We start from the raw sequence: 25119 nt of genomic DNA, 5'->3' as shown, positions 1-25119 counted from the left end.
ACTTGCAGCATGCGAAGCAAAGCCCGTCACAGACCCGGCAGGCAGGAGCGGCCAAGCCGGGCTCGGCATCGGCTGCAGCGCGGGTGGCGGAGCCTGCAACGGCTTCTTGGCACCAGACAGAACCGGCCGGGGCCAGATGCTTCTGCCGCCCGGTTCCCGCTCGCAGCGCATGGCGCAATGCCTGTCGCAGCGCCCTGCGGGCATGGGCGACTAAGGCGGGCGCTTGACCCACCGCGGGCTTCCTGCCTGGCTCGACCGGTCGCGAACCGGCGACGCCGGATCCCCCCGGCGCCTATCCGGCCTGCGCCTCGACCCCGGCCAGGACGCCGTCGATGATCGCGCCCGCGGTCTCGACCGTCGCGGCCAGCCGCGCGGCCAGTTCCTCCAGCGAGGCCGTGCCGGTCTCGCGCAACAGGAAGGCCTGACCGCCCTTGCCCAGGTTGTCCATGTCCAAGGGCTTTTCCGTCAGCAGCCGGCCGGCACATTGCAGGCTCCACAGGAAACGCCGGGCCGAGGCCAGCGTCTCGCCCTCCGCGCCGCCGATCAGCCCGGTCCGCGGACCGGTGCGCAACTGCGCCTGCACCGCCCGCGCCGCCGAACCGGCCCGCAGCGCGAAACATTGCGCCAGCAGCTCGATGTCCTGCAACCGGCCGCGGCCGATCTTGGCCTCCCAGGCGCCGTCCGGGGCCTTGGCGGCAAAGATGCGGGCCCGCATCCCGGACAGGTCCGGCATCACCCGCGGGTCGGTGCCGCGGCTTTGCAGCACCTCGACGCGCAGCGCCTCGACCTCCTCGGCCAGCGCGGCGGCATCGGCGCCGCAGACGCCGATCACCCGGGCGCGGGTCAGGGCCAGATGCTCCCAGGTCCAGGCTTCGGTCATCTGGTAGTCGCGGAAGCTTTGCACCGAGGTCGCCACCGGCCCCTGCCGCCCCGAGGGGCGCAGCCGCATGTCCACCTCGTAAAGCCGCCCGGCCGAGGTCGGCGCCGAGATCGCGGTGATCATCGCCTGGGTCAGCCGCGCGTAATAGGCCCGCGTCGCCAGCGGCTTCGGCCCGTCCGAACTGTCCTGTCCGGCGGCGTCGTAGATCACGATCAGGTCCAGGTCCGACGCGGCGTTCAGCTGCCGCGCGCCCAGCGAGCCCATGCCCAGCACCACCGCCCCCCGGCCCGGCAGCGGCCCGTGGCGACGGGCAAGCTCGGCCGCGACGACCGGAAACAGCGCGGCCACGGCGGCATCGGCGACATCGGCATATTGCCCGCCCGCCTCCTCGGCGCCGATCAGGCTGCGCAGGTGATGCACGCCGATGCGGAACTGCCCCTCATGCGCCCAGCGCCGCGCCGCGTCCAGCGCCTGTTCATAGCCGCCGTCCGGCGCGGCCAGCGCCGCATCCAGCACCTGGTCGAGCTGGCGGCGCAGGGCGGACGCGCCGGGCCAGGCGGAAAAGAAGCTGCCGGCCAGCACCCCGTCCAGCACCTCGGGGTGGCGCGCCAGATAGGCCGCCAGCCCCGGCGCCGTGCCGCAGATGTCGGCGATCAACTCGATCAGCTGCGGATTGGCCTCGAAAAGCGAGAAGAGCTGCACCCCCGCCGGCAGCCCGGCCAGGAAGGCGTCGAACCGCGCCAGCGCCTCCTCGGCATGGGCGGCGGCGGTCAGGCGGGTCAGGAGGTCCGGCTCGATCCGGGCAAAGACCTCGCGGCCGCGGGCCGAGCGCAGCGCGGGATAGCTGCGCCAGCGTTCCACCATCGCCTCGGCCTCGGCCGAGAGCTTCGGGCGCGCCCGCTGCTCGCCGGGGGCGAAGAAATCGCCGGTCAGCGCCTCGACCCGCGCCAGCCGTCCGGCCAGGCGCGCCGACCAGGCGGCGGTGTCGGCCTCGCCCATCATGCGGGCAATGGTGTCCAGCCCCTCGGCCGAGGCGGGCAGCGAATGGGTCTGGGCGTCGTTCACCATCTGGATGCGGTGCTCGATCTCGCGATGCTCGCGGTAATGCGCGGTCAGCTCATCGGCGACCTCGGGCGGCACCCAGCCCTTTTCGGCCAGCCGCGCCAGCCCCTCGACCGTGCCGCGCGCGCGCAGGTCGGGGTCGCGGCCACCGGCGATCAGCTGGCGGGTCTGCGTGAAGAACTCGATCTCGCGGATGCCGCCCTGGCCCAGCTTCATGTTGTGGCCTGGCACCTCGATGCGGCCGTGCAGCCCCTTGTGGTCGCGGATGCGCAGCCGCATGTCGTGGGCGTCCTGGATGGCGGCGAAGTCCAGGTGCCGCCGCCAGACGAAGGGGCGCAGCTCGCGCAGGAAGCGCGCGCCCGCCGCCAGATCGCCGCCGCAGGGCCGCGCCTTGATATAGGCGCTGCGTTCCCAGGTGCGGCCCTCGGCCTCGTAATAGGCCAGCGCCGCCGAGATCGAGATGCAGACCGGCGTCACCGCCGCATCCGGCCGCAGCCGCAGGTCGGTGCGGAAGACATAGCCCTGGTCGGTATTATCCGAGATCGTCGCCGCCGCCTTGCGGGTGGCGCGGATCAGGGCGGCGCGGGCATCATACTGGTCGTCGGGGTCATAGGCGCCGTCGTCGTAAAGCACGATCAGGTCGATATCCGAGGAATAGTTCAGCTCTCCCGCGCCCATCTTGCCCATGGCCAGCGCGACGATGCCGCCGGCCTCGGCCCCGGTCGGGGGCAGCTTGCCGCGCGCCTGCTCGGCTGCGACATGGGCGCGCAGGGCCAGGTCGGTGGCCCGGTCGGCCAGGTCGGTCAGCGCCCCGGTCACCTGTTCCAGCCGCCAGACCCCGCCCAGATCGGCCAGCGCCGTCCACAGCGCCACCCGCCGCTTGGCGCGGCGCAGCGCCGGGCCCAGCGCATCGGCGGAAAGCGTCTCGAACCCCGCCGTCTCGCGGGTGACGACATCCTCATGCGCCAGCGCGCCGGTCAGCCAGTCGGCCTCGCGCTCGATCAGCCCGGCCAGATAGGGGCTGCACCCGGCGGCGCCCCGGATCAGCTCGCCCAGGCGGGGATCGGCGATCCCGGTCGCTTGCAGCGCAGAGAGGCCGCGGGCAGGGTCGGCAGGGATGGGCAGGCGAGTGATGCGGGCGACGAAATCCATGGCCGCAGCCTAGCCGCAGCCAAGGCCGCGTCAATGCCGCGCGAATGGACCGAGAGGTTCAATGCTTGCGGCTTTCCCTGCTTGGCGCGAGGTGCAACTGTTGCTAGGCTCGGCCTGAGAGCAATCGACAACGCAGCCCCGACCGCCGCCAATGCGCGCCGAGATGAGAATGACCCGACCGCAGCATGCGCCGCCAGGCGCGGCGCGCCCCAGACGCCGGGGGCGCGGCTGATGCGGCACAGCCTGCCTCATGCGCCGCAATTCTATGTGACGGCGCCGCAGCCCTGCCCCTATCTGCATGGCCGGGCCGAGCGCAAGCTGTTCACCGCGCTGACCGGCGATTCGGCCAATGAGCTGAACAACGCCCTGTCGCGCCAGGGCTTCCGCCGCTCGCAGAACGTGCTTTACCGGCCCAGTTGCGAAAGCTGCGTCGCCTGCATGTCGGCGCGCATCCGGGTGTCCGAGTTCCATCCCTCGCGCACGCAGCGCCGGGTTTTGCGCAGGAACGCGCATCTGCGCCGCCTCGCCACCAGCGCCTGGGCGACCGAGGAGCAATATGAGCTGTTTCGCGCCTATCTGGACGAACGCCACGCCGATGGCGGCATGGCCGACATGGACATCTTCGAATTCGCCGCGATGATCGAGGAGACGCCGGTGCGCACCCGCGTCATCGAATATCGCACGCACCAGTGCGACAGCAGCGAAACTCCGCCCCCGCCCGGCAGCGACCGGCTGGTCGCGGTCTGCCTGACCGATGTGCTGGATGACGGGCTGAGCCTGGTCTACAGCTTCTACGACCCGGCGCTGGAGGGCATGAGCCTGGGCACCCACATCATCCTGGACCATATCGAGCTGGCGCGCAGCGCCGGCCTGCCTTTCGTCTATCTGGGCTATTGGGTGCCGGGCAGCCGCAAGATGGATTACAAGGCCAAGTTCTCGGCGCTGGAGATCTACAAGGGCGGCGTCTGGCAGCCGATCGGCGACCCGGCGCAGCACACCTCCGACATTCACCCGCTGTCCATCGACCCCATCGTCGAGCAGGTGGCGCGCATCAACCTGCCCGCGAGCCGGAAATGATTACCGAAAAAGCGCGGCTTCGGTAAGAATATTTCAAGATTTTGCGGCAGCGGGTCATTTTCTTGGACAATCGCCATTGACCGCACCGCGCCAGACCCATAGTTTTCCGCGTCGCAGCGGGGCGGCATCCCCGCCGCGTTTTTGTTCAGAGATGGAGAATGGGCATGTCCCGACAGATGACGGGTGCAAGGATGGTTATCGAGGCTCTGCGCGATCAGGGCGTCGATACGGTATTCGGCTATCCGGGCGGGGCGGTACTTCCCATCTATGACGAGATCTTCCAGCAGAACGACATCAAGCACATCCTGGTGCGCCACGAACAGGGCGCCGTCCACATGGCCGAGGGCTATGCCCGCTCGACCGGCAAGCCGGGGGTGGTGCTGGTCACGTCCGGTCCCGGCGCGACCAATGCCGTCACCGGGCTGACCGACGCGCTGATGGATTCGATCCCCATCGTCGTGCTGACCGGCCAGGTTCCGACCTTCCTGATCGGCACCGACGGCTTTCAGGAGGCCGACACAATCGGCATCACCCGACCCTGCACCAAGCACAACTGGCTGGTGAAGGAAACGGACGAGCTGGCGGCGACGATCCACAAGGCCTTCCACATTGCCACCTCGGGCCGGCCGGGGCCGGTGCTGATCGACATCCCAAAGGACGTGCAATTCGCCACCGGCGAATATGTCGGCCCCAAGCAGATCGAGACGCCCAGCTACCAGCCGGCGAAAAAGGGCGACCTGGCCACCATCACCCGGCTGGTCGAGCTGATGGAGACGGCCGAGCGGCCGATTTTCTATACCGGCGGCGGCGTCATCAATTCCGGCCCCGGCGCCAGCCAGCTGCTGCGCGAACTGGCGGATGCGACGGGCTTTCCCGTCACCTCGACGCTGATGGGGCTGGGGGCCTATCCGGCTTCGGGCAAGGGCTGGATCGGCATGCTGGGCATGCACGGGCTTTACGAGGCCAACATGGCCATGCACGATTGCGACCTGATGATCGCGGTCGGCGCGCGCTTCGACGACCGCATCACCGGGCGGGTCGCGGATTTCAGCCCCGGCTCGGTCAAGGCGCAGATCGACATCGACCCCAGCTCGATCAACAAGGTGATCCATGTCGACCTGCCCATCGTCGGCGATGTCGGCCATGTGCTGGAAGACATGCTGAAGGTCTGGAAGGCCCGCGGCCGCAAGACCAATGCCGAGCCGCTGCGGGCATGGTGGGCGCAGATCGAGCAATGGAAGGCGCGCAACTGCCTTGCCTATCGCAACTCGGACAAGGTCATCAAGCCGCAGCACGCCTTGCAGCGCCTGCAGGCGCTGACCGCTGCGCGCAAGCCCTATTTCACCACCGAGGTCGGCCAGCATCAGATGTGGGCGGCGCAGTTCCTGCATTTCGAGGATCCGAACCACTGGATGACCTCGGGCGGGCTGGGCACCATGGGCTATGGCCTGCCCGCCTCGATCGGGGTGCAGGTCGCGCATCCCGAGGCGCTGGTGATCAACGTCGCCGGCGAGGCGTCCTGGCTGATGAACATGCAGGAAATGGCGACGGCGGTGCAGTTCCGCGCCCCGGTCAAGCAGTTCATCCTGAACAACGAGCGCCTGGGCATGGTCCGGCAATGGCAGCAGTTGCTGCATGGCGAACGCTACAGCCAGAGCTGGTCGGAAAGCCTGCCCGATTTCGTCAAGCTGGCCGAGGCCTTTGGCTGCGGCGGGCGCACGGTCTCGGATCCGGCCGACCTGGACGCGGCCATCCAGGAGATGATCGACCATGACGGCCCGTTCATCCTGGACGTGCTGGTCGAAAAGCACGAGAACTGCTTCCCGATGATCCCCTCGGGCAAGCCGCATAACGAGATGCTCTTGGGCGAGGCATCGACCGAAGGCGCCATCACCGGCGCCGGCGCGGCCCTGGTCTGAGGTTAGGAGAAGAACATGGCGGCACTGAACATCCAGAAAGGCGCATCCAGCCATTCGGCCTATGACCTGCGCGACCCGAACGCCCAGATCATCGAAAGCCACACGCTTGCCGTGCTGGTCGAGAACGAGCCGGGCGTGCTGGCGCGGGTCATCGGCCTGTTTTCCGGGCGCGGCTACAATATCGACAGCCTGACCGTGGCCGAGGTGGACCACCTGGGCCACCGTTCGCGCATCACCATCGTCACCCGCGGCACGCCCGCGGTGATCGAGCAGATCAAGGCGCAGCTTGGCCGCATCGTGCCGGTGCATGATGTCCACGACCTGACCGTCGAGGGCCCCTGCGTCGAGCGCGAACTGGGCCTGTTCAAGGTCACGAGCAAGGGCGACAAGCGGGTCGAGGCGCTGCGGATCGCCGAGATCTTCCGCGCCAGCGTGGTCGATTCGACCCTGGAAAGCTTTGTCTTCGAGATCACCGGCACGCCCGAAAAGCTGGACGCCTTCGCCGAGCTGATGCGGCCGCTGGGCCTGTCGGACCAGGCCCGGACCGGCGTCGCCGCGCTGGCGCGCGGCGCCTGAACGAATCAGCGGGCGGCCACCAGTTTCAGTGGCCGCTCTTGCGCCTCGCCTTCGGCGTTCGAGATCACCCGCAACACAGGACGGGCCGGTGCGGCCTTTCCGTCCCTGTTCCTTTCGCCCATGTCCCGCAGCAGGCCGGGCAGTTGCGACCGCTTGTCGCCCCCGACGATGCTGACAAGGCGGGCATGGCGCAGGTCGGCCTGCATTTCGAACTCAAGCTCGACCAGATCGCCGGCCTCGGGCCATTCCGTCGGGACGAACAGGTTCTCCCTGCCCTGCAAATAGGCCAGGGCGCCATGATCCTCGCACCAGATCACGGCCTTTTCCTTGGCCGGACTGCTCCATAAAATAACCCCGATCATGAAAGCTCCTAAACACAAAGCCGCCCGGCAAACGAGGACGTGACCCAGCCCAAGCGGGAAACTATCGGCAATTTCTCGCCTATGAAAGCAATTTTTGGCGGAACAGTTCAGTTCGGGGCAGAATCGGCAAGCAAATTGATCTTTTACGTCCGCAGATTGCCAGGATCGCAACTTTCCTTCGCAAAAACAAACCGTTCCGTTCGGATCGTAGCCCTTGCGGCAATGCCGCGGCGGCCACGCTAGCGCACCCGGCCCGCCCGGTAATCGGCCACCGCCCGCGCGACCTGCCCCATCCGCGCGCTGCGCGACGGGTGGGTGCCCAGAATTTTATCACCCGGATCGGGGATGCGGGCGAAAAACAGCGCGCCGTGCTCGGGATCGAAACCGGCATTCAGCGTGATGATCGCGCCCAGGTAATCGGCCTCAAGCTCCCAATCCTTCGAGTAGTAGCGGGCGCCGAACTGGGCGCCGAAATCCTGCGCGGTGCGAATCGTCTCGGGATCGCCGCCATAGGCGCTGGCCAGCCCGCCCAGGATCACCGCGCCCACGGTCGCGGCGCCGGTCTTGCGGCTGATATGGCCCAGGATGTGATGGCTCGCCTCGTGCCCGATGACGAAGGCCAGCTCGTCGGCATTGCGCGCCTCGCCGATCAGCGACAGGGTAAAGCCGATGATCGGCCGGCCGCTGGGATCGACGGTCTGGAAGGCATTCGGCTCGAGCCCCGCGCGGTCATCGACGACGAACTGGAAATCGCAGTTGATCGGCTGGGTGCGCCGCTGCAGGCATTCGCGCTCAACCGCCGGCTCCATGCGGCTGACGACCGAGACGAAGGTGCGCGCCGAGGCCGAGGCATTGGCCGGCGTGTCCGGGGCGGGAGTGATGACGACATCGGGCCCGCCCGGCTGCGGCACGGGCGCGGCGACACAGCCCGCAAGCACCAGCACGACCGCCGCCACCGCCTGCCATGTCCTGATCATCTGCCGCCCTCGCCTGCCCGGTGTTTGCGCCACTTTAGCCGTGGCGGCCGCCCCGCGCCAAGCCCCGGACTTGCCCCGGCCGCAATATCACGCGATTGTCGGGGAAAGCCGAACGGGAAGGATCCCCGATGTTCACCATCGAGCATGATTTCGACGCGACCGTCATCACCCTGATCGACGAATTGCCGCAGGGCGAGATCGGTTCGCGCCCGCTGAACGAGGATGTGGTCATCCACAGCTTCGACGACCGCGTCGTGGTCGAGCAATTCGACCCCGATACCGGCGAGCTGGCGCAGATCGTCCTGACCATCGAGCAGCTGGAAGAGCTGCGCGCCGCGCTGAACCTGCCCGAGGGCAACTATCGGCTGCAACGCGGCTAGCTCGTCGGTCCAGCCAGTCGGGCCGGCTAGTCGATGCGGAACAGCTTGTCGCGCGCCGTGGCGCCGCGGACCAGCACCAGCCGCGACTTGGCCACCCCCAGCGCCTTGGCCAGCAGCTTGACCACCGCGGCATTGGCCTTGCCGTCCTCGGGGACCACGGTGACGGTGACGCGGATCGCCTCGCCGTCCAGGATCACCGCGTTGCGCGAGGCGCGCGGGGTGACGCGGACGGCGATTTCGGCGCCGGGCCGGGCAAGATGGCTAAGGTCGGTCATGCCCCTTTCAAGCCGGGCGCGGCGAAAAAGGCAATGCCGGCTGGTGCCGGCGGGCCGGCGCGGCTATCTGAAGGGCAGGACATGCGCGAACCCGACGAGGACCGAATGGAATATGCCGATCCCGCCACCCTGGCCTTCCTGGCACGCCGACGCTCGCACCCGCCGAAACTGCTGACCGGCCCGCCCCCCTCGCGCGAGGCGTTGATGGAACTGCTGGAACTGGCCGCCCGCGTGCCCGACCACGGCAAGCTGGAACCCTGGCGCTTCACGGTGCTGGAGCGCGCGACGCTGGACCGGCTGGCGCCCGTCTTGGCCCAGCATGTGCTGGCCAAGGGCGGGGACGAGGCGGCGGCGGAAAAGGCGCGCTCCGCCTTTGGCTCGCCGGTGATCGTGGCGGTGGTCTCGACCCCGGTCGAAAGCCCCAAGGTGCCGGAATGGGAGCAGTTCCTGTCCGCGGGCGCGGTTTGCCTGGAGCTGGTGAACGCGGCGCTGGCGGCGGGCTATGGCGCGGCTTGGCTGACCGGCCCGGCGGCCGAGCCGGATTTCGCCCGCGCCCATCTGGGCCTGGGCGCGGGCGAGCGCATCGTCGGGCTGATCCATATCGGCCGGCGCGGCCCGACCCCGCCCGAGCGTCCGCGCCCGGATGTCGCGGCCAAGACGACCTTCCTGTGATGGTGCTGCGGGCGCTGATTCTGGCCTGGGGCGACCTGCTGCGGCCGCGCATCTTCGGCGTGGTCGCGCTTGGCGTGGCGCTGACGCTGGCCCTGCTGGTGGCGCTGCAGGTCGGGGCGTTCTGGGCGATCCGCGCCTTTGCGCCCGAGACCTTGGCCCTGCCCTGGATCGGCCCGGTGCCGTTGGCGCCGGCGCTGTCCTGGGGCTCGCCGCTGCTGTTCCCGCTGATGAGCATCTTCCTGATGATCCCGGTCGCCGCGAGCTTTTCGGGGCTGTTCGCCGAGCGGGTTTCGGAAGCGATCGAAGAGACGCATTATCCCGGCAACAAGGGCCTGCCCATCGATTTCTGGGACGGGCTTTGGGAATCGCTGGCGGTCATGGGCGCGGTGATCCTGGTCACGCTGGTCACGCTGGCGCTGGCGCCCTTCCTGGGCCCGCTGGCCTCGCTGCTGTTCTATGGCGGCAACGGCTGGCTGCTGGGGCGCGAGTTCTTCCAGATGGCGGCGCGGCGCCACCTGCACGAGCCGCAGGCGACCGCGCTGCGCCGCGGCCTGGCGGTGCAGGCCACGGCGCTGGGGGTGCTGATCGCGGCCCTGCTGACGGTGCCGGTCCTGAACGTGGTCGTCCCGGTGCTGGCGGCGGCGGGCTTCACCCACCTCTACCATCTCAGCGCGTCCAGGCCTCGAGGTCGGCGCGGGTGATGACCCCGGCGATGATGACATAGGCGATCACGCCCCAGACCAGGGCGGCGATCAGCGTCGCCCACAGCGCCTTCTTCTTCAGCTTGGGCTCATGCGGGGCGCCGGCCGGGGTGCCGGGCGTCACCTGCCCGACATCGGCCTGGCTTTGCTGGCCGATCGGCAGCAGCACGAACAGCACCAGAAACCACAGCACGGCGTAAAGGACGATGCCCCCGGTCAGGCTCATCAGACCTGCTCCAGCTCGATCAGGCAGCCGTTGAAATCCTTGGGATGCAAGAACAGCACCGGCTTGCCATGCGCGCCGATCTTCGGCTCGCCATTGCCCAGCACGCGCGCGCCCTCGGCCTTCAGCTTGTCGCGGGCGGCCAGGATGTCGTCGACCTCGAAGCACATGTGATGGATGCCGCCCGAGGGGTTCTTTTCCAGGAAGCCCTTGATCGGGCTTTCGTCGCCCAGCGGATAGAGCAATTCGATCTTGGTGTTCGGCAATTCGATGAAGACGACGGTGACGCCGTGATCGGGCTCGTCCTGCGGCGCGCCCACCCTGGCGCCAAGGCTGTTTTCATATTGCGCTGCCGCCGCCTTCAGGTCGGGCACGGCGATGGCGACATGGTTCAGGCGTCCGATCATCACTTCCTCCGTCATTTGCGCCCTTCTAAGGCCAGAGCCCCGCGGGGGAAAGGAAAAGAAGCCGCCGTTAACCGCTTCTTAGGGAAAACGCGCAATCCTTGGGACAGAATGTGATTCCCAGTTAGGATTTTACGAGATGGAACAGGAAAACATCGGTGCGGAAGACTTTCCCACCTGGCGGGCCACCCTGCCGAACCGGCCGCTGACCGGGCTGACGGTGCTGGTGGTCGAGGATTCGCGCGTCGCCTCGGAGGCGGTGCGGCTGCTGTGCCTGCGCTCGGGCGCGCGCATCCGGCGGGCCGACAGCATCCGCTCGGCCCTGCGGCATCTAAAGACCTACCGGCCGGGGGCGGTGATCGTGGACATGGGCCTGCCCGACGGCGACGGTGCCGACATGATCGCCACCATCGCCCGCGCCATGCCGCGGGTGCCGGTAATCCTGGGCATCTCGGGCGACCCGGCCAGGCGCGAGGCGGCGATCGCGGCCGGCGCGGACGGTTTCCTGGCGAAACCCGTCGAAAGCCTGGCGCTGTTCCAGGAGGCGATCCTGGCCGCCCTGCCGCCCGATGCGCGGCCGCAAGGACTGCGCATCCTGCCCGACGAGACGATCCCCGCCGATCCCGAGGCGCTGCGCGACGATCTGGCGCATGTCGCCGACGTGCTGGCAGAGGCCGAGGACACCGCGGCCATCGACTATATCGCGCGCTTCCTGGCCGGGGTTGCGCGCTCGGCCCATGACCGGATGCTGGAGGATGCGGCGGCCACGCTGGCGCGCGACCATGCACAGGGCCGGGCGCTCGCCACCGGCCTGGCGCGGATCAGCGGGCTGGTGCAGGACCGGCTGGCAAGCGCGCGGAACGCATAAGCCTAGCCCGCGGTCAGCGCCGACAGGCTTTGCCGCTGGCGCCCCTCGGCATCGAAATTGCCGGGCGCGAGCCATGCCTGGTGCGCACGCGCCAGGGCAGGCCAGTCGCGGTCGATGATCGCATACCAGGCCGTGTCGCGGTTGCGGCCCTTGTAGATCATGTGCTGGCGGAAAACGCCCTCGAAGGCGAAGCCATAGCGCAGTGCCGCCCGGCGGGACGGGGCGTTCAGCGCGTCGCATTTCCATTCGACCCGACGATAGCCCGCATCGAAGGCCCAGCCGATCATCAGCGAGATGGCCTCGGTCGCGGCCGGGCTGCGCTGCATCGGCGGCGCGATCTCGATATGGCCGATCTCGATCACCCCATTGGCCGGGTCGATGCGCAGGAACGAGGCAAGCCCGCCGACCTTGCCGGTCGCGCGGTCGCGCAGGGCATAGAAATACGGGTCCGCCTTGGCCGCCATCCCGGCCTGCCAGGCGCGATAGGCCGGCAGATCGGCAAAGGGGCCATAGCCCAGGTAGTCCCAGACCCAATCCTGCCCCTGGTTGGCCGCAAACAGATCCTCGGCATGGCGGTCGGGGTCCAGGCGCTCCAGCAGCACATGGCGGCCCTCGATCCGGTCAGGACCGGGCGGGGACGGCGGAGCGAAGCCCGCGACCAGCGGGCCGGTCGGCCGCAAGCCGCCGCCCTGGGCCGAAGGCGCGGGCGCGCGGTCGAGATGATCCTGGGACATGGGCAGAGCTCCGGCGAAGGCTCAGGCCAGCATCCGCGGATCGCCGCCAAGGTCAAGGCCGGGAAAGATCTCGCGCTCCAGCCTGTCGCGCGCGATCCCGAACAGCCCATGCATGGCCCAGGCGGCATAGGCGCGGATGTCGCGCGTGGGCATCAGGTCGCGGCCGGCATAAAGCTGGCCCTCGCCCAGGCCCGGCCAGTCGCCGAAGGCGCGACCGCCCCGGATCGCGCCGCCTGCCATCAACAGCGCGCCGCCGGTGCCGTGATCTGTCCCGCCCGAGCCGTTCTCGCGCACGGTGCGGCCGAACTCGGTCATGGCCAGAACCGTGGTGCGATCCCAGTTCGGCCCCAGGCCTTCGCGCAGCTTCAGGATCGCCGCCGCCAGCCGGTCCAACCCCCGGCCCAGCACGGCGGCCTGGTTGGCATGGCTGTCCCAGCCGGCCAGCGAAAAGGCGGCGATGCGGCTTGCGGCATTCAGCCGGCTGGCGGCAAAGGCGGCCAGCGCCTGCGCATCGGCGGTCGGCCCCGGCATCTTGCCCAGGTCCGAGGTCTCGGCGCTGATCTGCGTCGCATCCTGCGCCGCGTCGCGAAACAGCGGGTCGTCGTGATAGACATGCTCCAGCAGCATCTGCGCCTGCGGCGACAGCTTCAGCCAGGCCCGCGGCGCCCAGCTGAGATGCGCGGCCTTGCCGGTCAGGATCTTCATCTGCTCGACGCCGACGGAATAGGCGGTCTCGGCCGTGGCGTCCGGCATCGCCTGCAGCAGCCGGTTCAGCCAGCCACCCACCCGCCGGTCCACCGGCAGGTCGTTGCCGGTGCCCGCCTCCAGCAGATCCTGGCCGTCGAAATGGCTGCGCTTGTCGCGATAGGGGGTCGAGACGGCATGGGCGCAGGCCAGCTCGCCCTTTTGCCACAGCGGCAAGAGCGGCTCCAGCCGCGGATGCAGCGCATAGAAGCCATCGAGGTCCAGCGCACCGTTTTCCGGCCCGACCGACAGGCTGCGGCGCAGCTTGCGCAGCATCGGGTCGCCATAGGGCTGGATCGCGTCCAGCCCGTCCATGGCCCCGCGCAGGATGATGACGACCAGCCGGTTCTCGCCCGGCAGCGCCGCGAAGGTCATCGAACTCATCAGCGGATGCGCCGCGGCCGAGCAGCCGATCAGCGCCGCCCCCTTCAGAAACAGGCGCCGGTCCAGTGTCAGCATCTGCCCATCCTCCTATCGCCGGTTGAAATCGCCCGAGGCGAGGATCAGCGCCACGCCCTCGGCCGCCGATTCCGCCTTGGGTACGGCCCAGGCCAGTTCCGCCGATTGCGTGCCGCCGAAGGCCGAGACCAGCATCTCGCGCGGGTCGGGCAATTCGTCCAGCAGCAGGCGGGGAATGCGCAGCGACCAGTTGATCCGCGCGGCCAGGGTCTGCGCCGCGATCCAGGCATCGGCCGCCTCGGGCCAGCCGTCGGGGCCCTTGGGCCGGCCCCAGGGCTGGCCCATGGCCTCGAGCGGGCCCCAGGCGATGCGGCGGAACGCGGACAGTTCCAGCCGGGCGATCCCTTCGCCGCGGATGCCCAGCGCCCTGAGCCCGGCCACGCAGAAATCGAAGGGCTGGCGCACCTTCTGCCGCAGGCCGGACGCCAGGTCGGGATGGCTGGCCAGCACGCGATAGACCTGCGGCAGGTCGCCGCCCGTGTCGCGCCAGGTGGCCGCCATGGCCTCGACCAGATCCTCGGACGGGTCGTCCGAGACGAAATGCACCGCCAGCTTGCGCGACAGATGCCGCGCGGTCTCGGGCCGGCGGGCGATGTCGCGAAAGGCGTCGCGGATGGCGTCGAGCCCGTCGCGCCGGCCGCCGCCATAGGCCCGGCCCAACACCGTCTCGGCGCCCGGCTCGGCCCAGAGCGGGCGAAAGGCGAAGCCCGCCTGATGCGAGAAGCTGAGCCCGGTCAGCAGCTTGGCCAGTTCGCGCACGTCCTTTTGGTCGTAGCCGGCGCCCACGCCCAGCGAATGCAGCTCCAGCGCCTCGCGGGCCAGGTTCTCGTTCAGCCCGAAATGGCGATCCGGGCGGCGCCGGGCGACGGGCGAGCCCGGTCCGCGGCTGGAGATCTGGTCCAGATAGACCAGCATCATCGGATGGGTGTCGGCGGCAAGGAACATGTCCTCGAACCGGCCGTTCACATGCGGGCGGATCGCCTCGTCCACGAAGGCCAGCGCCAGCGCATTGTTCATCTTGTCGGCCGCGCGGACGGTGAAATGGTCGGCCCAGAACTGCACCAGCCTTTCGCCGAAGCCGATCGGGTCGTCCAGGGCGCGGATCACCCGGAGGCGCAGGCCCTCGACCGGCAGTTCGCCGAGCCGGCGCTCGGCCTCCTGCCCCTCGGGCGGCTCGGGCCGCTCCTCGCGCCGGGCCAGGCGGAGTTCGCGAAACCGCGTCGCGAAGGCGCTGGCCTTTTCGGTGGTCATCGCCTCGGGGCCAGGACCGGCGCTTGCGGGACCGGCCAGAACCGCCTCGACATCGGCGGGCGGCGGCATCAGCGGCGACAGACCAAAGCCCAGCCGGATCGCCGCCAGTTCGGGAAATCCAAAGCTCATGCAATCATCCTTGCAGGGGAAATCGCCCCCATGCACAGGGTTATGGCACGGCCTCGGCCCAAGGTCAGTTCACGCTTTCTTCAGCATGCGGCGATGCGGCAACAGACTGCCGACGCAGCGCCGCCACGCTTACTCGCGCGGCAGCACCCGCAGGCGCAATTCGCGCAGCTGCTCGTTCGTCGGCTCGCTGGGGGCGCCCATCATCAGGTCTTCGGCGCGCTGGTTCATCGGGAACATGATGACCTCGCGGATGTTCACCTCGTCGGCCAGCAGCATGACGATGCGGTCGATCCCCGCCGCGCAGCCGCCATGCGGCGGCGCGCCATAGCGAAAGGCCTTGACCATGCCGCCGAACCGCTTTTCCACCTCGTCGCGGCCATAGCCGGCCAGTTCGAAGGCCCGGAACATGATCTCGGGGCGGTGGTTGCGGATCGCGCCCGAGACCAGTTCATAGCCGTTGCAGGCCAGGTCGTATTGATAGCCCTTGACCGCCAGCGGGTCGCCCTCCAGCGCATCCAGCCCGCCCTGCGGCATCGAGAACGGGTTGTGGCTGAAGTCGATGCGCCCGTCCTCGCCCTTTTCATACATCGGGAAATCGACGATCCAGGCGAACTTGAACTGGTTCTCGTCGATCAGGCCCAGCTCGCGGCCGATCTCGTTGCGGGCGCGGCCGGCGACGGCCTCGAAGGTCTCGGGCTTGCCGCCCAGGAAGAAGGCCGCATCGCCCTCGCCCAGGCCCAGTTGGATGCGGATCGCCTCGGTCTTCTCGGCACCCAGCGCCTTGGCGATGGGGCCGGCGGCCTCGGTCGTGCCGTCCTCGGCCTTGCGCCAGAAGATATAGCCCATGCCGGGCAGGCCCTGGCTCTGCGCAAAGGCGTTCATGCGGTCGGCGAACTTGCGCGAGCCGCCGGTGGGCGCGGGAATGGCGCGGACCTCGGTGCCCTCCTGTTCCAGCAGCTTCGCGAAGATCGCGAAGCCCGAGCCGCGGAAATGATCCGAAACCACCTGCATCTCGATGGGGTTGCGCAGGTCGGGCTTGTCCGAGCCGTATTTCAGCATCGCCTCGGCATAGGGGATGCGCGGCCAGGTCGCATCGACGCGGCGGCCGCCGCCGAAGGTCTCGAACAGGCCCTGGATCACCGGCTGGATGGCGCGGAACACGTCTTCCTGCTCGACGAAGGACATCTCCATGTCGAGCTGGTAGAAATCGGTGGGCGAGCGGTCGGCGCGCGGATCCTCGTCGCGGAAGCAGGGCGCGATCTGGAAATACTTGTCAAAGCCCGCAACCATGATCAGCTGCTTGAACTGCTGCGGCGCCTGCGGCAGGGCGTAGAACTTGCCCGGATGCAGGCGCGAGGGCACCAGGAAGTCGCGCGCCCCTTCGGGCGAGGAGGCGGTGATGATCGGGGTCTGGAACTCGGTGAAGCCCTGATCCCACATCGCGTCGCGCAGCCATTTCACCACGCGCGAGCGCAGCATGATGTTGTTGTGCAGGCTTTCGCGGCGCAGGTCGAGGAAGCGATAGGTCAGCCGCGTCTCCTCGGGATAGTCCTGATCGCCGAAAACCGGCAGCGGCAGGTCGTCCGAGGCGCCCAGCACCTCCATGGCGGTGGCATAGACCTCGATCTCGCCGGTGGGCAGCTTGGGGTTGACCAGGCTCGGGTCGCGCAGCTTGACGCGGCCGTCGATGCGGATCACCGTCTCGGCCCGCAGCTTTTCCAGCGCCGGGAAGGCGGGCGAGTCGCTGTCGGCGATCACCTGTGTGATCCCGTAATGGTCGCGCAGGTCGATGAACAGCACCCCGCCATGGTCGCGGACCCGGTGGACCCAGCCGGACAGACGGACTTCGGACCCGGCGGCAGCGGCGGTCAGCTCGCCGCAGGTATGGCTGCGATAGGCGCTCATCGTTTTTCCCCTTGCGTATCGGCCCCGCATGAACCGCGCCGCGCCGGCGAAGTCAAGCAATCAGAACGGCCTCACCACGTTGCCAGTGTAGAAATAGGCGCCCATGCCGACAGCGAAGAGGACGTTCCCCGCCACCGCATGCAGCACCCAGGCCGAGGGAAAGCCGCGCTCCAGATAGGCGCGGGCAAAGACCCAGCCGCCGACGAAGGTCAGCACCGCCACCACCCAGGACCAATACATCAGGTGGGCAAAGGAAAACACCGCCGCGTTCAGCGCGATCGCCCCCTGCCCCGCCGGCAGCAGTGCGGCGTAGCGGTGAAAGAACAGCGGGCGAAAGATCAGTTCCTGCGGCAGGGCCGAGAGGATCGGATAGAAGGTCCAGATCACCGGCAGGAACTCGGGCCGCTGCCGCACGATCTGGAAGATCGAGTTCGGGCGGTCGAGCGCCAGGATCGCCAGCCCCACCAGCAGGGTGGCCAGCGCCACGGCCAGGATCTCGCGCCAGGGCAGCCGGCTCCAGCCGCGCACCAGGCTGTGCCAGTGAAAGCCGCCGGTGCGCCACAAGAGGCCCAGCCCCGCCAGGCTGAACACCGCCAGCGCCTCGAACAGCATATGGCCGGGCAGGAACAGCGCGATCACCAGCGGCGTCCCGACATAGAGCGCCGCGAACTCGGCCCAGAGCAGGCCGCGCCTTATTGCAGGCGCTGGTTCAGCCATGCCCGCCACTGCGCGGGCGAGCCCGCAAAGACGTTCAGGTCCACGTTGCCGCGGATCCCCGGCACGATGCCGGTGCCGGTATATTGCCAGAACGTGTAGCGCTGGCCGGGATAGACGATGCGCGGATGGCCCGCGACCGAGCGCAGCCAGAACTCCTCGGGCCAGGAGCCGAGGTTGTTGTCGCGGTAGAAATCGACCGTGGTGTAGATGATCGGGCGCTGGCCGTAATGCCGGTGCAGGATGTCCTTGAAGATCTTGGCCTCGCGCAGCACCTCATGGCTGGCCGGGCGATGCGGGCAGGTCTTGGAGGCGGTCCATTCCAGGTCCAGCACCGGCGGCATGGCGCCGCGCTCCCTGGGCACGTTGGCGATGAACCAGGCCGCCTGCTCCGAGCCCGAGCGGCAGAAATAGAAATAGTGATAGGCGCCGCGCGGGATGCGCGCCTGCGCCGCCTCGCGCCAGTAGCGGCGGAAGTTCGGGTCGGCATGGTCGCCGCCCTCGGTCGCCTTGATGAAGGCGAAGCTGATGCCCGAGCCGCGCACCCGGTGCCAGTCGATGTCGCCCTGCCAGCGCGAGATGTCGATGCCGTGGATCGGGTGGTCATAGGGATGCCCGCCGATCCAGGGATGGGGCGCGCTGTCGCCGAATTGCGGGCCGCTGCCCTGCCCCGCCATCACCGCCGGCCCGCTGGAAGGCCCCCCGCAGGAGGCCAGCGCGACCAGCGCCAACGCCGTGAAAATCTTGCCCAGGAATGTCATCTCTGCCCTCTGCCTGCGCGCATGTCGCGCGCTCTGCCCCTGCGCCTGTACTCGGCGCTTCGTGTCCTTATCGCAAAGGTGCGACGCTCTGTCACGATGGCGTGACAGTCACGAGTTTGTCAGGGACACCCCGGCCGGCGCGCATCTCCACCGCAGGTTGTGCGGCACGTTTCAGAAGATCCGCGGCCCGATCTCCCTGGGGTCGGCCACATCGACATGCCAGAACTGGACTGCGCCCGGCGGCAGGCATTCCAGGACGCGCTGAAAATCCGCCTTGTTCACATAGCGGCGGATGGTCCAGGCCACGGCCTCGATGGCGTTGTCCGGGGTCAGGCTGTGATGCGGCCGGAGCTGTTGCGCCTCTCGGGTCATGGTCCGGCGGTCGGCAAAGGGCACCGGCTTCTCGTCGGGTTTCCAGCCGGCGACGAAGATCGCCCTGGGAATCGCTGGCAGGACAGATGCGAAGTCCAGCCCCTGCTGCGCCGTGAGTCGGCGCCGAAAGGCCTGGAGTACGCCGTCCAGGGCGGTATAGGCGCTGTTGTCCGAGACTAGGTCCATGCGGTCCTTGAGATCGTCGAGAATCGCGCGCCATTCCTTGGACGCATGGCGATAGGTCCATGGCATTGGCATTTCCCGCTCCTCCTTGCCGGGATGCGCTGCCGCTGCGGCCGGGCGGCGCCTTGGGCCGGACTGTGCCGGCGCGCCTTGCGCCTCAGCCCACCTCCGGCACCAGCTTGCCGGGATTCAGCACCCCCTGGGGGTCCAGTGCCTGCTTGATCGCCGCCATCACGCCGATGGCAGCGCCGTGCTGGGCGGGCATCAGGGGCTTCTTGCCGATGCCCACGCCATGCTCGCCGGTGATGGTGCCGCCCACCGCGATGGCGCGCTCGGCCATGCGCAGCGCGACGCGCTTGGCGGCGGCCAGCTCGGCCTCGTCTCCGGGCATCACCAGGATCTGGGCGTGGAAGTTGCCGTCGCCGACATGGCCGACGATGGGGCCCAGCAGGCCCTCGGCGCGGATGTCCTCGGCCGCCGCGGCCACGGCGGCGGGCAGGTGCGACATCGGCACGCAGACATCCGTCACCACCGCCGTCGCCCCCGGCCGCAAGGCCAGGCACGAGCGATAGGCATTGTGCCGCATCTTCCACAGCGCCGCCCGCGCCTCGGGCGTGGTCGCCCAGTCGAAGCCGGTGCCGCCGAACTCGCCCGCCAGCGCGCCGAAGGCCTCGGCATCGCCCTTGACCGAGGCGGGTCCGCCGTGGAACTCGACCATCAGGTGCGGGCCCTCGTGCATCTGCGTGCCCGAGGCGCGGTTGAAGGCACGCACCACGTCGGCGTCGATGAACTCGATCCGCGCCATGGGGATGCCCGACTGGATCGTCGCGGTGACGCATTCCACCGCCTGCTCCAGCGTCGGAAAGCCGCAGACCGCCGCGGCGACCTCCTCGGGCTGGCCGTGCAGCTTCAGGGTCAGCTCGGTGATGATGCCCAGCGTGCCCTCGGAGCCGACGAAAAGCCCGGTCAGGTCATAGCCGGCGCTGGATTTCGCCGCCCGCGTGCCGGTGCGGATCACCTGCCCGTCGGCCAGCACCACCTCCAGCGCCAGCACATTGTCGCGCATGGTGCCGTAGCGCACCGCCGTAGTGCCCGAGGCGCGCGTCGCCGCCATGCCGCCCAGCGAGGCATTGGCGCCGGGATCGACCGGGAAGAACAGCCCGGTCGCCCGCAATTCGGTATTCAGCGCCTCGCGCGTGCAGCCGGGCTGGACGCTGGCCTGCATGTCCTCGGCCCGGATCTCCAGCACCCGGTCCATCTTCGACAGGTCGATGACCAGCCCGCCCTGCGGCGCCAGGGCCTGCCCCTCCAGCGAGGTGCCGGTGCCCCAGCCGATCATCGGCACGCGATGCGCGTGGCAGATGGCGGCGATGCGCGAGACCTCCTCGGTCGAGACCGGCCAGGCCACGGCATCGGGCGGCGGGGCGCGGTGGAAGGTCTCGGACTGGGCGTGCAACTCGCGGTCGGCGCCGCTGGTGGACAGGCGCGCGCCCAGAAGCGCGGAAAGCGCGTCGAGGGCCGGGGCGGGAATCGGCATGGAGATCTCCTGCGGCATTGGTATGGCAGTTGATAGTCCCGGCAGCCGGCCAAGGGCAAGCCGGGGTCAGGACTTGGCGCCCACCGCGCCCTTCACCGCCTCGATGGCGGGGGTGACGGCGTAATGCGCCACCGGGATCAGGATCATGCCCCAGATCACCCCGAAGATGCCGTCGAAGAAGGCGGTGGCGGCCCAGGCGGCGAAGCCGGGCGCAGCGGGCAGGGCCCGGGCCGCGGCCGCGGCCATGCCATGGATCCATTCATAGGGCTGGTGCTGGCCCAGTTCGTGCAGCCCGTGGATGACGATCTGGCCGCCGACCCAGATCATCGCCGCGGTGCCGACCACGGTCAGCACCTTCATGAAGCCCGGCATGACATGGACGATGCCGCGGCCCAGCGCCGCGCCGGGGCCGCCGCGCTCATGCAGGTGCAGGCCGAAATCGTCCGCCTTCACGATCAGCGCCACGAAGCCGTAGACCGCGACGGTGATGCCCAGGGCCACCACGGCCAGGATCAGCGCCTTCATCCAGATCGCATCGCCGTTCGGGATCGTGGCCAGCGCGATGGTCATGATCTCGGCCGAGAGGATGAAGTCGGTCTTGATCGCGCCGCGCACCCGTTCCTCTTCCAGCCCGGCGGCGCCCTCGGCGGTCGTCTTCAGATGCGGCTCGTTGACCTTGTGGTAGCTGAGCGCATGCAGGACCTTCTCGGCGCCCTCGAAACACAGGTAGGAGCCGCCCAGCATCAACAGGGGCGTGATCGCCCAGGGCGCAAAGGCCGAGAGCAGCAGCGCGATGGGCAGCAGGATCACCAGCTTGTTGTAAAGCGAGCCGCGGGCGATCTTCATCACGATCGGCACCTCGCGCGCGGCGGAAAAGCCGTGCACGTATTTCGGCGTCACCGCCGCGTCGTCGATCACCGCGCCGGCGGCCTTGCTGCCGGCCTTGACCGCCTGCCCCGCCACGTCGTCGATCGACGCCGCCGCGATCTTGGCGATCCCCGCCACGTCATCCAGCAGCGCCAGCAATCCGCTCATGCCCGTTTCCCGTCCCTGGTTTCCCGCGCCGCACTCTAGGCGGCGGCGCGCCCATGCGCAATTCGCGGCCCCGGCGATGGTTCCCGCCCCTTGCCCGGCTTGCACCCGCGCGGGGAATCATTCATCAAGCATGGGACAATCGAAAGGGCCGCCCATGCTGGATCAGAACGCGAAACCGACCGAGGAAATCGACCTGCGCGAGGTCTTCGGCCTAGACAGCGACATGAAGGTCAAGGGCTTTGCCGAACGCTCGGACCGGGTGCCCGACATCGACACGACCTACAAGTTCGATCCCGATACCACCTTGGCGATCCTGGCGGGCTTTGCCTATAACCGCCGGGTGATGATCCAGGGCTATCACGGCACCGGCAAATCGACGCATATCGAGCAGGTGGCGGCGCGGCTGAACTGGCCCTGCGTGCGGGTGAACCTGGACAGCCATGTCAGCCGCATCGACCTGATCGGCAAGGACGCGATCAAGCTGGTGGACGGCAAGCAGGTCACGGTGTTCCACGAGGGCATTCTGCCCTGGGCGCTGCGCAACCCGACCGCCATCGTCTTCGACGAATACGACGCCGGCCGCGCCGACGTGATGTTCGTGATCCAGCGCGTGCTGGAGGCCGATGGCAAGCTGACGCTGCTGGACCAGAACGAGGTCATCACGCCCAATCCCTATTTCCGCCTGTTCGCGACGGCGAACACCGTGGGCCTGGGCGACACCACGGGCCTCTATCACGGCACGCAGCAGATCAACCAGGGCCAGATGGACCGCTGGTCGCTGGTCTCGACGCTGAATTACCTGAGCCACGACGCCGAGGCCGCCATCGTGCTGGCCAAGAACCCGACCTACAACACCGAGAAGGGCCGCAAGATCATCAACCAGATGGTGACGCTGGCCGACCTGACGCGCACGGCCTTCATGCAGGGGGATCTTTCGACGGTGATGTCGCCCCGGACGGTGATCGCCTGGGCGCAAAACGCGCGGATCTTCGGCGATAACGTGGGCTATGCCTTCCGCCTGACCTTCCTGAACAAATGCGACGAGCTGGAGCGGCAGACGGTGGCCGAGTTCTATCAGCGGCTCTTCGACGAGGAACTGCCGGAAAGCGCGGCGGTCAAGGCGGGGTGATGCGGGGGGCGGTCAGCATTTGCGCGATGGCCATGGCCCTGCCGGCGATGGCCGCAGCCCTGACCGCGGGCATGCCGAACGAGGATAAGGCTGCAACGCTGATACCCCTCTCGGCCGACCCGAACGCTGACGACGCGGCCTATGTGCAGACCCGTTGCCGGGACTTCGTGCAAGCTACAATTGCAGTCGGGATGGTTCTGCGCAGCAATCCGGTGACCGGGCGCGACGAAAAGCGCGGGGATTCCGTTCGTTGGGCTCTGGAGGTCGATACGGTCAAGAGCTTCCCGCTGGCCTCGCCGATGACGGAGACCAGCTTTACGAAAGCCTATCTTGACGCATTCGGCGGCTTCGACGTCCATCAACCCGAACCCACGGCGACAATCTACGCACAAGACAAAGCCTCCTGCGCACCGCTGCTGAGGTTTTACGAATGATGGAAGAGCAACCTCGCTACGCTCGTTTCTTGGCCTTTTGCTGCGAATGTAGTGCAATGGCGGACAAAGGCGATTTCTGGAACAGCCCATGAAAAAATCCGACAACCCCGCCGATCCGTTCAAGAAGGCCCTGACCGAGGCCACCCGCGCGCTGGCCGAGGATCACGAGCTGAACGTGACCTTCACCGCCGACCCGTCCGGCGTGGCGGGCGACACCATGCGCCTGCCGCAGGTCAGCCGCCGCATGACCCGCGACGAGGTGCTGCTGGCGCGCGGCACCGCCGACGCCCTGGCGATGAAGCTGCGCCACCACGACGCCGCGACCCATGCGAAATACGCCCCCGCCGGGCCGATGGCGCGCGACCTCTACGAGGCGATGGAGACCGCGCGCTGCGAGGCATTGGGCGCGCGCGACATGCCCGGCGCGCTCAGCAACATCGACGCCAAGCTGGGCCAGGAGGCCGAGCGCAAGGGCTATGGCCAGATCAAGGCCCCGGCCGATGCGCCGCTGGCCGTCGCGGCGGGCTATATCGTGCGGCAGGCGGCGACGGGCCGCGCCCTGCCCCCGGCCGCGCAGCATGTCGCGGACCTGTGGCGCCCCTTCGTCGAGGAACAGGCCGGCGCCGATCTCGATCATGTGGGCGAGGTGCTGGCCGACCAGGCGGCCTTCGCCCGGCTCGCCCGCAAGGTGATCGCCGACCTGGGCTATGGCGACCAGCTGGGCGAAGACCCCGACGAGCCGCAGGAAGACGAGGCCGAGGAAAACGCCGAGCAGGACGAGGAGGCCGGCGATAACCAGTCCCGCGACCAGAACCAGGACGAGGAGGCCGAGGCCAGCCCCGAGCGCACGCAGGACCAGACCCAGGACGAACGCCAGGCCCAGGTCAGCATGGACGACCAGTCCGACGAGGAGCTGGTGGACGAGGCCGAGATGTCCGAGGCCGAGACGCCGCCCGACCTGCCGCCGCAGGTCAGCGAGGCGAGCCCGGACTACCGCGTCTATGCCCAGGAATTCGACGAGGAGATCCGCGCCGAGGATCTGGCCGATCCGGCCGAGCTGGAGCGGCTGCGCGCCTATCTGGACAAGCAGCTGGAGCCCCTGCGCGGCGCGGTTTCGCGGCTGGCCAACAAGCTGCAACGCCGCCTGCAGGCGCAGCAGAACCGCAGCTGGGAATTCGACAAGGAGGAGGGGGTCTTGGACGCCGGCCGCCTGGCCCGCGTGGTGGCGAACCCGACGACGCCCCTGTCCTTCAAGGTCGAAAAGGACACCGAGTTCCGCGACACCGTGGTCACGCTGCTGCTGGACAATTCCGGCTCGATGCGGGGCCGGCCGATCTCGATCGCCGCGATCTGCGCCGATGTGCTGGCCCGGACGCTGGAACGCAGCCAGGTCAAGGTCGAGATCCTGGGCTTCACCACCCGCGCCTGGAAGGGCGGCCAGAGCCGCGAGAAATGGCTGACCGCCGGCCGGCCGGCGCAGCCGGGGCGGCTGAACGACCTGCGCCATATCATCTACAAGGGTGCCGATGCACCCTGGCGGCGGGTGCGGCCGAACCTGGGCCTGATGATGAAAGAGGGGCTCCTCAAGGAAAATATCGACGGCGAGGCGCTGGAATGGGCGCATCGGCGGCTGGCCCGGCGGCCCGAGGCGCGGCGCATCCTGATGGTGATCTCGGACGGGGCGCCGGTGGACGATTCGACCCTTTCGGTCAACCCGGCGAATTTCCTGGAAAAGCACCTGCGCGACGTGATCGCGATGATCGAGCGCAAGAAGCAGGTGGAACTGCTGGCCATCGGCATCGGCCATGACGTGACCCGCTATTACCAGCGCGCGGTGACGATCACCGATGCCGAACAGTTGGCCGGCGCCATGACCGAGCAGCTTGCCGCCCTGTTCGAGGCCGATCCCAGGAAACGCGCCCGCGCCATGAACCTGCGCCGCGCCGGCTGAACCTGTTCTTTCGGGCTGGTTGATCTGCCCGGCGTCCCATGCGACCAATTTCGTCGGACCGGGGCCGCTTTCCGCCTGACAGGCCAAAGGATTTGACGTGCTGAAGATCGGCTTCTTCATTCCCGAATTTCCGGGCCAGACCCATATCTTCCTGTGGCGCGAGCGGCAGGCGCTGGCGGAACTGGGGATCGAGGCCGAGCTGATCTCGACCCGGCCGCCGCCGCGCGCCGTCGCCTCGCATGCCTGGGCGGCC

General features: G+C 68.7%; 25 protein-coding genes. 10 read left to right on the top strand and 15 right to left on the bottom strand.

What is annotated here, in order from left to right:
• Positions 1–292: 292 nt before the first annotated feature.
• Positions 293–3094, bottom strand: coding sequence for a [protein-PII] uridylyltransferase family protein (locus ESD82_RS13250; RefSeq protein WP_147428152.1), 2802 nt, complete (start codon positions 3092–3094; stop codon positions 293–295).
• Positions 3095–3325: 231 nt separating this feature from the next.
• On the opposite strand from ESD82_RS13250, the gene ESD82_RS13245 reads away from it, so the two are divergent.
• The 3 genes from ESD82_RS13245 to ilvN all read left to right on the top strand — a co-directional run bounded on the left by ESD82_RS13245 (position 3326) and on the right by ilvN (position 6666).
• Positions 3326–4171, top strand: coding sequence for an arginyltransferase (locus tag ESD82_RS13245; RefSeq protein WP_024843092.1), 846 nt, complete (start codon positions 3326–3328; stop codon positions 4169–4171).
• A gap of 164 nt (positions 4172–4335) precedes the next feature.
• Positions 4336–6090 carry an acetolactate synthase 3 large subunit gene (locus tag ESD82_RS13240; RefSeq protein WP_024843093.1) on the top strand — a complete coding sequence of 585 codons (1755 nt, stop codon included), beginning with the start codon at positions 4336–4338 and terminating at the stop codon, positions 6088–6090.
• Positions 6091–6105: 15 nt separating this feature from the next.
• Positions 6106–6666 carry an acetolactate synthase small subunit gene (ilvN, locus tag ESD82_RS13235; protein WP_024843094.1) on the top strand — a complete coding sequence of 187 codons (561 nt, stop codon included), beginning with the start codon at positions 6106–6108 and terminating at the stop codon, positions 6664–6666.
• 5 nt (positions 6667–6671) lie between these two features.
• Here the strand turns inward: ilvN and ESD82_RS13230 are convergent, their stop codons facing one another.
• Together ESD82_RS13230 and ESD82_RS13225 are read right to left on the bottom strand one after the other, a co-directional pair.
• Positions 6672–7028 (bottom strand): hypothetical protein, encoded by a 357-nt coding sequence (locus tag ESD82_RS13230; protein WP_147428153.1) that lies wholly within the window; start codon positions 7026–7028, stop codon positions 6672–6674.
• Positions 7029–7267: 239 nt separating this feature from the next.
• Positions 7268–8005, bottom strand: a complete 738-nt coding sequence (locus tag ESD82_RS13225) for a M48 family metalloprotease (protein WP_024843096.1) — start codon at positions 8003–8005, stop codon at positions 7268–7270.
• A gap of 128 nt (positions 8006–8133) precedes the next feature.
• Here ESD82_RS13225 and ESD82_RS13220 point away from each other — a divergent pair, with 128 nt between their 5' ends.
• Positions 8134–8385 (top strand): hypothetical protein, encoded by a 252-nt coding sequence (locus ESD82_RS13220; protein ID WP_024843097.1) that lies wholly within the window; start codon positions 8134–8136, stop codon positions 8383–8385.
• A gap of 26 nt (positions 8386–8411) precedes the next feature.
• Here the strand turns inward: ESD82_RS13220 and ESD82_RS13215 are convergent, their stop codons facing one another.
• Positions 8412–8660: a DUF167 domain-containing protein gene (locus ESD82_RS13215; RefSeq protein ID WP_024843098.1), complete on the bottom strand. Its 249-nt coding sequence runs from the start codon at positions 8658–8660 to the stop codon at positions 8412–8414.
• A gap of 105 nt (positions 8661–8765) precedes the next feature.
• Between ESD82_RS13215 and ESD82_RS13210 the strand changes: the two genes are divergently transcribed.
• Both ESD82_RS13210 and ESD82_RS13205 read left to right on the top strand, forming a co-directional pair.
• Positions 8766–9332, top strand: a complete 567-nt coding sequence (locus tag ESD82_RS13210; protein WP_147428338.1) for a nitroreductase family protein — start codon at positions 8766–8768, stop codon at positions 9330–9332.
• Positions 9332–10033: an EI24 domain-containing protein gene (locus ESD82_RS13205; protein ID WP_147428340.1), complete on the top strand. Its 702-nt coding sequence runs from the start codon at positions 9332–9334 to the stop codon at positions 10031–10033. The genes ESD82_RS13210 and ESD82_RS13205 overlap by 1 nt, the downstream gene beginning before the upstream one ends.
• Here ESD82_RS13205 and ESD82_RS13200 read toward each other — a convergent pair.
• A complete protein-coding gene (locus ESD82_RS13200; RefSeq protein ID WP_024843101.1) occupies positions 9999–10259 on the bottom strand; it encodes a DUF1467 family protein in 261 nt (86 codons plus the stop codon). The two genes, ESD82_RS13205 and ESD82_RS13200, sit on opposite strands and share 35 nt — an antisense overlap.
• Complete coding sequence (gene mce, locus ESD82_RS13195) at positions 10259–10663, bottom strand: methylmalonyl-CoA epimerase (RefSeq protein ID WP_024843102.1); 405 nt, start codon at positions 10661–10663, stop codon at positions 10259–10261. The genes ESD82_RS13200 and mce overlap by 1 nt, the downstream gene beginning before the upstream one ends.
• A 136-nt stretch (positions 10664–10799) precedes the next feature.
• Between mce and ESD82_RS13190 the strand changes: the two genes are divergently transcribed.
• Positions 10800–11528: a response regulator gene (locus ESD82_RS13190; protein WP_024843103.1), complete on the top strand. Its 729-nt coding sequence runs from the start codon at positions 10800–10802 to the stop codon at positions 11526–11528.
• A gap of 2 nt (positions 11529–11530) precedes the next feature.
• Here ESD82_RS13190 and ESD82_RS13185 read toward each other — a convergent pair whose 3' ends face one another.
• From ESD82_RS13185 to ESD82_RS13145, 9 genes are all read right to left on the bottom strand, one after another.
• Complete coding sequence (locus ESD82_RS13185; RefSeq protein ID WP_147428154.1) at positions 11531–12262, bottom strand: GNAT family N-acetyltransferase; 732 nt, start codon at positions 12260–12262, stop codon at positions 11531–11533.
• 21 nt (positions 12263–12283) lie between these two features.
• Complete coding sequence (locus tag ESD82_RS13180; RefSeq protein WP_147428155.1) at positions 12284–13465, bottom strand: DUF1501 domain-containing protein; 1182 nt, start codon at positions 13463–13465, stop codon at positions 12284–12286.
• A gap of 12 nt (positions 13466–13477) precedes the next feature.
• Positions 13478–14845, bottom strand: coding sequence for a DUF1800 domain-containing protein (locus ESD82_RS13175; protein ID WP_147428156.1), 1368 nt, complete (start codon positions 14843–14845; stop codon positions 13478–13480).
• Positions 14846–14974: 129 nt separating this feature from the next.
• Positions 14975–16750 carry an aspartate--tRNA ligase gene (gene aspS / locus ESD82_RS13170; protein ID WP_024843107.1) on the bottom strand — a complete coding sequence of 592 codons (1776 nt, stop codon included), beginning with the start codon at positions 16748–16750 and terminating at the stop codon, positions 14975–14977.
• A 60-nt stretch (positions 16751–16810) separates the two neighbouring features.
• Positions 16811–17467: a type II CAAX prenyl endopeptidase Rce1 family protein gene (locus tag ESD82_RS13165; protein WP_024843108.1), complete on the bottom strand. Its 657-nt coding sequence runs from the start codon at positions 17465–17467 to the stop codon at positions 16811–16813.
• The gene (locus ESD82_RS13160; RefSeq protein ID WP_024843109.1) at positions 17443–18225 is read right to left on the bottom strand and encodes a glycoside hydrolase family 25 protein; all 783 of its coding nucleotides are present in this window, start codon (positions 18223–18225) and stop codon (positions 17443–17445) included. Before ESD82_RS13160 ends, ESD82_RS13165 begins: the two co-directional genes overlap by 25 nt.
• Positions 18226–18396: 171 nt before the next feature.
• The gene (locus ESD82_RS13155; RefSeq protein WP_147428157.1) at positions 18397–18855 is read right to left on the bottom strand and encodes a DUF2267 domain-containing protein; all 459 of its coding nucleotides are present in this window, start codon (positions 18853–18855) and stop codon (positions 18397–18399) included.
• 82 nt (positions 18856–18937) lie between these two features.
• Positions 18938–20317, bottom strand: a complete 1380-nt coding sequence (locus tag ESD82_RS13150) for an FAD-binding oxidoreductase (RefSeq protein WP_147428158.1) — start codon at positions 20315–20317, stop codon at positions 18938–18940.
• A 66-nt stretch (positions 20318–20383) separates the two neighbouring features.
• The gene (locus ESD82_RS13145; RefSeq protein WP_147428159.1) at positions 20384–21352 is read right to left on the bottom strand and encodes a DUF808 domain-containing protein; all 969 of its coding nucleotides are present in this window, start codon (positions 21350–21352) and stop codon (positions 20384–20386) included.
• A gap of 154 nt (positions 21353–21506) precedes the next feature.
• On the opposite strand from ESD82_RS13145, the gene cobS reads away from it, so the two are divergent.
• The 3 genes from cobS (at position 21507) to cobT (ending at position 24866) form a co-directional block, all read left to right on the top strand.
• Positions 21507–22481, top strand: a complete 975-nt coding sequence (gene cobS / locus ESD82_RS13140) for a cobaltochelatase subunit CobS (protein WP_024843113.1) — start codon at positions 21507–21509, stop codon at positions 22479–22481.
• 26 nt (positions 22482–22507) lie between these two features.
• On the top strand, positions 22508–22915 hold the full coding sequence (locus tag ESD82_RS13135; protein ID WP_231486611.1) for a hypothetical protein: 408 nt from the start codon (positions 22508–22510) through the stop codon (positions 22913–22915).
• Between the two features lie 88 nt (positions 22916–23003).
• The gene (gene cobT, locus ESD82_RS13130; protein WP_147428161.1) at positions 23004–24866 is read left to right on the top strand and encodes a cobaltochelatase subunit CobT; all 1863 of its coding nucleotides are present in this window, start codon (positions 23004–23006) and stop codon (positions 24864–24866) included.
• The last annotated feature ends 253 nt before the right edge of the window (positions 24867–25119 follow it).

This window comes from Paracoccus pantotrophus (assembly GCF_008824185.1).
In the GTDB taxonomy this organism is placed as follows: Bacteria; Pseudomonadota; Alphaproteobacteria; order Rhodobacterales; family Rhodobacteraceae; genus Paracoccus; species Paracoccus pantotrophus.
Note: the sequence above shows the minus strand (reverse complement) of the source record. Positions and strands in the feature narration are given on the sequence as shown.